We start from the raw sequence: 6,596 nt of genomic DNA on the forward strand, positions 1-6,596 counted from the left end.
ACCATTCGCACCGGAGTTAAACAGCTCAGAAAGGCTATGGGAGTGGATGCGGGAGCATGACTTATCAAACAAAGCATTTTCAGGTTATGAAAATATTGTAGATTGTTGCTGTGAAGCTTGGAATAACCTTTGCAGCGAAGCTGGTCGACTGTTCAGTCTGTGCTCCCGTGATTGGGCAGTTATACAGTAGTTAGAAAATTCAATTGGTATAAATGCCATCGTTAACATCTCCAGCCTGAACAGGTGCCTGAGCTACGGTTTGCTGACTTTTGAAATAATCCGCCATGGCAATGGCAATACCCACCAGGGCAATGGCAATCACCGGCAGTTCGAGATAGGCCGCTGCCAGAAAGCCGACGATGAAATAGGGGATATAATTTTGCTTGAACATGATTTTCATCAGCATGGCAAAACCAATAGCAGGCATTAATCCACCAGCAACACCCAGACCATTCATTACCCATTCTGGAGCGACTTCTACGACCACTTTCGCCTGCTCGGCGCCAAAGTAAATCGGCAGAAAAGCCAGAATAAAGTAGAAGCTGAAAAGCACGCCCATAGCCAGATAATTAACCTTATCAATCCCTTTCCAGTTTGCTTTTGCCGCTAATTCATCACACCGATGCATCATTGGGGACATGGCTGTAAAGAGCAATGTAATCAACCCCTGGACCGCCACGGCAAATGGTACTGCAACACCAATCGCAGCCTGAGGCTCGGCCTGAGTCAGAATGGCAAACGCCACCCCGATAATTCCACCAATAACTACGTTGGGTGGCTGAGCTCCTGCCAGCGGAGCCATACCCATCCAGACCAGTTCCAGAGACGCACCGGTAATCAACCCCATTTCCAGATCACCCAGAATAAGGCCTACGATAGGGCCGGTGATAATGGGTCGATGAATGTGGGTCAACCCGTTAAACAGATCAACACCTGCGACACCCGCAAGTATTGCAATCATAAGCGCTTCGAATAGCACAGGAATCCCCCTGCCAATGGACGATCGGCACGAAAAAACAAAGAAAAGGAAAGAAGATGAAACTCAAGACTGACAAAACGTCAATATACGTAATATATAGCCATTAAAAAATTTCGTATATTGACATTAATCAAAAAGTACAAACATTAATCAACAGCCTTGCCCGAATGTGATATTTCAGGATGATGGCACCCCGGCTTGAGCAAACCTCTCAACACCATCAGTACCAATCCTCCAATCAGGCCATATAGATGCGCATCAATGGCAACAGCGACTCCCAGCAGTTCTGATCGGCCAGATAAGTCCATGCCCCCTGACAGCTCAAGAAGCACTTTCCCCCCCCAGAGAGCCAGTAATAAAACCTTAAACGCTCTGCGGTATTGATCAGTCATGATAACGGCAAGAATAAACAAACCATGCAAAACACCGGACAAGCCGGCATAAGTCACGATTTCCGGGTTGAATAACCAGATACCCGCACTGACCCACAAGCCCAGAAAGATAAAACTGAGAGCCCCTTGCCGAGAAAAAAGAAATGCACGGTTGATGGCGGTAATCACCAGTATGCCTGCCAGATTTAACAGGAAATGAACGGCACTGAAATGGGCGATATGGGCGGTAAGCCAGCGCCAGATCAGGTTGCTGATGCCTGCATCACGGTCAAGGGCAAACCACTCAAGAAAGAAGGATGACATGGGAAGTATCTTGAATGAGTTGCCAGTAATCTGGCAACTCTTATTCATTGATTAATTCACTGAATGCCAGGTTTTTTACGCATGGCAAGGGCAAACAACAGAGCCAGCAGGGTCATCCATTCAATAGCACCGCCACCCTCACCACCACCTTCACTGGGTGGAGGTGTTGGTGTTACCGACTCTTCACCTTCCGGCTTCAGCTCTATGGACTTGCTCTGCCCAAAATCACTGGTAAACGTGACCTCTGTACTGTCAGACAGTTTGTTCAGCTGAATTCCCTGTTGTGAATCTTCAACCAGTTCCCATAACCCATCCACTGTGACCGTGACATCCACTGGCTGATGACTTTGACGATCATCTTCATGATTTAACGTTAAACCAGGTGATACCGCTGTCAGGGATAGCCGTCCTGTGGATAATGTTCTGACCATGGCCAGTGCCGGTTTATCAATATGGGTAATCAGGGAGTGACTGGTTTCACCACCTTCAAAAGCAACATACCCCGTCACACCAGAGTCCTGGTCGTGAACAATATGGAACTGGTTATCCTTGCGAAGGACTTGGTAACCAGGGTTTCCCTGCTGCTGGTTTAAAGACAGGGTTTCCATTTCCTGTGGCGTCGTATCAAGAATCACCTGATATGCATACCCGGCTTTATCTGGTCGCACACCATGATCAATCCAGGCACTGGCGAAGTGACCAAAAGTAGCTTCTTTCGTCTTATTATGTCGGGATGACTGTTGCTGTCGTCTCATCTCGACAATGGAGTTACCGGCGATCAGATAACCATTTCCCATACCATCGATCAGCCAGTCATGTTCACCCAGCTGAGTTGTGTGATCGGATGTGGAAATCTTTTCGCCATTGATCCAGGTATCCATAGAATCATCGGTAATCGCATGCTGGAACAGCGTGGTTTCCGTTCGATTTGTACCAGAACCAGTATTGGAAATATCGCTACCGAGCATAATCAGGCGATTGCCAATGGCCAGGACACTTTTGCGAGCCACAAAGGTTGGATCAAAGTTTGGACGGTCTGGTGCCTTGTGCTTGAAAGCAAACAGACCAAACTCATTGTCCAGTGAGGCACTGCCGCTGAATGCTTCTTCAGAGAACACCATCAGGGTTCCACTGTTCGGGCTTTCAAGTACATCCCAGTCCAGATGGATCGTGGTAGCGCCGGGGTTACGGTTCCAGTTCCAACCATCTTCCTTATACCCGAAGGATTCAGGATTGCCATAAGGCATGATCTGCACGCCACCATGGCTCTGATAACGACCATACCGGTTATCCGCCGCATAGATCTCCGATGACCAGACGTTGCTGTTATAGGCCTTCAACGTCACCATGGTGTCTCCATAGCGGTGAATACCAAATGCGCCGCCATTAAACGACCAGTGCCCTTCAGGCAGGGTCGCTGGGTCGATGCTGCGTCCGAATATAGACTGGCCATCCTGCGCTGTTTTACCAGTCACCTCCAAATAGATGGATGCCAGCTCCTCATCAATGGAATCTCCGCTTTCAGGGTTCCCGCTGAGAGCCAGATACTTTATACCGTCGTCATAGGCTTTGATTCCAAGACCTGTAAAAGGGTGCCTTCCGGAATTACCCAGCCCAACAATCGGGTTGGTGTACAACCAGCCCGCCATCATGGCTTTTTTCAGATTTGCTTTTCCAGCATCACTGACTGAAAACGGTGAGTCGTCAAGGAAATAGACAACCTTTGCCACATTATCCATGGCAGAAAACGAGTAGCCGGGGTAATTGCCTTTATGACGCCAGGCCGTTCCATCAGGACGGAAACCATCAGAAAAGCCCGGAGGCGTCTGGGCAAGTGACTCTCCAATAAAGTCGGAAAACTTGCGTATCAGCGCCACTCTTCGATGTTCATCAGGCTCCAGAAGCAGGAGTGTCAGGTGCTGAATAGAGAGAGTGTTAAAATAGTCCATGTTGCTGCTCTCTGGACCCGCAACCATATCAAAGCTCTCTTTGAATTCCCGGGAATACCAGACCAGTGCATCATAAACTTTATTCCGTATGCCTTGTTCAAGCTGGTCAGCCATCAACAATGCTGACAGATACCACCAGCGACCGCTGTATCCCCAATGGTGAGTGGTTACCAATGCACTGCCCTGAAAAAATCCCTGATCTAAAAGATGTTCTGTCAGCTTGATATACATTTCGGCCAGCTCATCCTGATGAGCCTGGAATGCATCCTGATGATAAGCCGTACCAATATTCAGCATCAGTTTGGCATAACCTGCCACTTTGCTGTCTGTACCCTCGCGGTCGTCTTTATCACCCAGAACCACATACTCATCAAACTGGAGTTTATCATTACCCACCAGGGAGTCCGGCTGATAGATCACCTGCTGTTTATCGGTAATGATGTGACGCAGCGGTCTGGTTAAATTGTCGTCCAGATGCAGCTCCGCATACTTGCTCTGCATCTCCCGGAAAGTAGGAACGTTTGAATCGACTAGATATTCCAGAGTTCTCTGATAAATATCATTAACCCCTGCAAGTTCTGAGGGTGTTGCCTGGGGTGGAGGCTCAGTGATATTGAAATCAATTTCTGTAAATGGATGGCGGTCAATCTGAATATGATAGTCCGACCACTGATAACGACTGTCATCAATGGAAAACATGACCCGATCAACCAGAATGGAACCCGATGAGGTCTCAGGAGCCTGAAAAACCAGGGAGTTAATGTTGCCATTGAACTTCAGGTCATTAATGATCGAAACCCCAAACGTTCGCCAGCCAGTGAAATCCAGCGACACATCAACCTTGGCGCCCACTTTCCCATTGACCATCACTGTCAGAGGCTTGTTTTTATCAATAGCCTGCTCGTTATAAATCCAGAATGACAGCACATGGGTCGCTGGCCGGCCAAGTACCGCTCTGGCATCGCTATCACTGATGACGGCGATGGAATTATCAGGCGTTATCGTGACAGTTGCACCAGCATCAGTCCAGGACCAGCTAAGCGACTGCTGCCCATGAATGAACTGCATAACGTTTGTGCTGACTGAAGAAGATTCTGAGTGCTGCACATAACCAGGAACACTGTAGCCTTCAAAGGAGAACAGCTCAGGAGCATGAGTTTCAGCCGAGACGGCTCCAGCCAATAAACACTGTGAGATAAAGAGAAGGCTTCTCCCTAACCCCGTTACACGACATCCTGATGCCTGCGAGGACTGTTTCGAGGTAAGCAATGGAAACTCCTGATATTAATCGATTAGCTGCTCACAGTTGGAGCCAGTCTTTCATATCCATAGTACGTTTTGTTTATTTTTGTTTATTGATTGCCGTCAAAGACAATGTTTTGAAAGAAAAAATTTCAAAAAAAGCGAAAGGCCTGGTACTCGTCGAGAATAAAGACTTTCGTTTTTGGAGTGCTTGAGCTTGGTAGGAAAGGCATTCAATGAACGTGAATGCCTGTATAAAAGAACAATTATTGAGCAGAAGGCGTAAAGCTTTTTACCGTTTGTGGTGCACGCTGATGGCGGAGTTCGTTAGCCATGTATTCCATATACGGTTTCATATGGCTGAAGATCTTTTTATAGGAACCACACAGATGGTTCTGCTGATACTTCTCACCAACCTCAACAACCCGATGCTTCGGGCAACCGCCATTACACAGGTTGAGAAACTCACAACTACGACATATGTCCGTCAATGTGGTTTCCTTACTGTCACCAAAGGCTTTTTGTTTATCTGACTTCGCCATATCAATCACATATTCGTCATTGATGTTCCCAAGCTTAAGATCTTCATAAACAAAATGGTCACAGGGATAAAGGTCGCCATTCTGTTCAAGCACCAGCGCATTACCGCAGGTTTTCTGGAAAATGCAGATGGAAGGCGGGTATCCCAGCGTCTGTGCGAGTACGGTTTCAAAAAGACGCACATAGATATCGCCTACGTCGTTTTTAACCCACTCATCAAACACCTCAGTCATGAACTTTCCATACCCCTTCTCTTCAGAAGAGCCGGGGACAGAAAAGCTGGTCATTTTATTGTTTTCCCGCTTTACCGGGAAAATCAGCTGAGCAGCCTGATCATCAATACGGGCATCAGACTCCATTAATTCAACAATGGGAATGTACTGGTGGAAATCTGAACCAATGGACTTGAGAAAGCGATAGACCTCAAGGCCATGATCACAATTATGATCATTGATAACCGTCAGGGTATTGAAATCAACCTTATACTTTTTCATCCGCTCAATGGCGGCCATGACCTTTTTAAAGGTTGGAGTTCGCCCTTTGGAAACCCGGTAACGATCATGCAGATGCTCAGGCCCGTCAATGGAGATTCCCACCAGGAAGCGATTCTCAGCAAGAAACCGCGCCCACTTGTCATCAATCAGCAGGCCATTGGTCTGGATGCTGTTATTAACCGGTTTGCCATTACTGTAACGCTTCTGGTACTTCACGATGGTCTTGAAAAAATCCAGACCACAGATGGTTGGCTCACCACCCTGCCAGACAAAACCGATCTCAGGGAGGTTGGCCTGAGCCTTTACCTGCTGTTTGATGTATTGACGAAGCGTTGCATCATCCATACGCATGGGCATCTGCTTGCCATAGATCGTTTCCTTTTCCAGATAAAAACAATAGTTACAGGACATATTGCACTGGAAGCTGCTTGGCTTAGCCATGATATGGAAGACGGAGTCTGTCAAAATAACCTCTGCTAACTGCTGCAATCCCTAAAATAAGCCCACATGACCAAGCTCATTATTTTGAGCGCTGATCATATTGGCTTTGAGCCTTATCCGTATTGAGTAATACCAATTTCATTTTCAAAATATGTCACGAATTCTGCGATTGCCTTTATACTTTAAATAGCCTGTTGTTCATCCCGTTAATGTCATGCCTAAAACTCCCGATTTTCCTGAAAACTTTCACGATGCA

The 6,596-nt window shown here is 47.1% G+C and carries 4 protein-coding genes and 1 pseudogene; 1 reads left to right on the forward strand and 4 read right to left on the reverse strand.

Annotation, left to right across the window (positions count from 1 at the left end; translation table 11 throughout):
• A pseudogene (locus tag AK963_RS35835) lies at window positions 1–190 on the forward strand (IS630 family transposase); the annotation flags it as partial.
• A 9-nt stretch (window positions 191–199) separates the two neighbouring features.
• Here the strand turns inward: AK963_RS35835 and agaW are convergent.
• The 4 genes from agaW to AK963_RS23975 all read right to left on the reverse strand — a co-directional run bounded on the left by agaW (window position 200) and on the right by AK963_RS23975 (window position 6,364).
• Window positions 200–961 carry a PTS N-acetylgalactosamine transporter subunit IIC gene (agaW, locus tag AK963_RS23960; protein WP_066017917.1) on the reverse strand — a complete coding sequence of 254 codons (762 nt, stop codon included), beginning with the start codon at window positions 959–961 and terminating at the stop codon, window positions 200–202.
• A 164-nt stretch (window positions 962–1,125) separates the two neighbouring features.
• Window positions 1,126–1,722: a rhombosortase gene (rrtA, locus tag AK963_RS23965; RefSeq protein WP_083232870.1), complete on the reverse strand. Its 597-nt coding sequence runs from the start codon at window positions 1,720–1,722 to the stop codon at window positions 1,126–1,128.
• An 8-nt stretch (window positions 1,723–1,730) separates the two neighbouring features.
• On the reverse strand, window positions 1,731–4,892 hold the full coding sequence (locus AK963_RS23970) for a chondroitinase family polysaccharide lyase (protein ID WP_238593833.1): 3,162 nt from the start codon (window positions 4,890–4,892) through the stop codon (window positions 1,731–1,733).
• A gap of 239 nt (window positions 4,893–5,131) precedes the next feature.
• A complete protein-coding gene (locus tag AK963_RS23975; RefSeq protein ID WP_238593834.1) occupies window positions 5,132–6,364 on the reverse strand; it encodes an anaerobic sulfatase maturase in 1,233 nt (410 codons plus the stop codon).
• Between the last annotated feature and the right edge of the window lie 232 nt (window positions 6,365–6,596).

Source organism: Endozoicomonas atrinae, from assembly GCF_001647025.1.
GTDB classification, from domain to species: domain Bacteria; phylum Pseudomonadota; class Gammaproteobacteria; order Pseudomonadales; family Endozoicomonadaceae; genus Endozoicomonas; species Endozoicomonas atrinae.

Excerpts from the sequence above, each read along its gene's own strand:
- agaW (WP_066017917.1), bottom strand. The coding sequence starts at position 961 with ATGATTGCAATACTTGCGGGTGTCGCAGGTGTTGATCTGTTTAACGGG.
- rrtA (WP_083232870.1), bottom strand. The coding sequence starts at position 1,722 with ATGAATAAGAGTTGCCAGATTACTGGCAACTCATTCAAGATACTTCCC.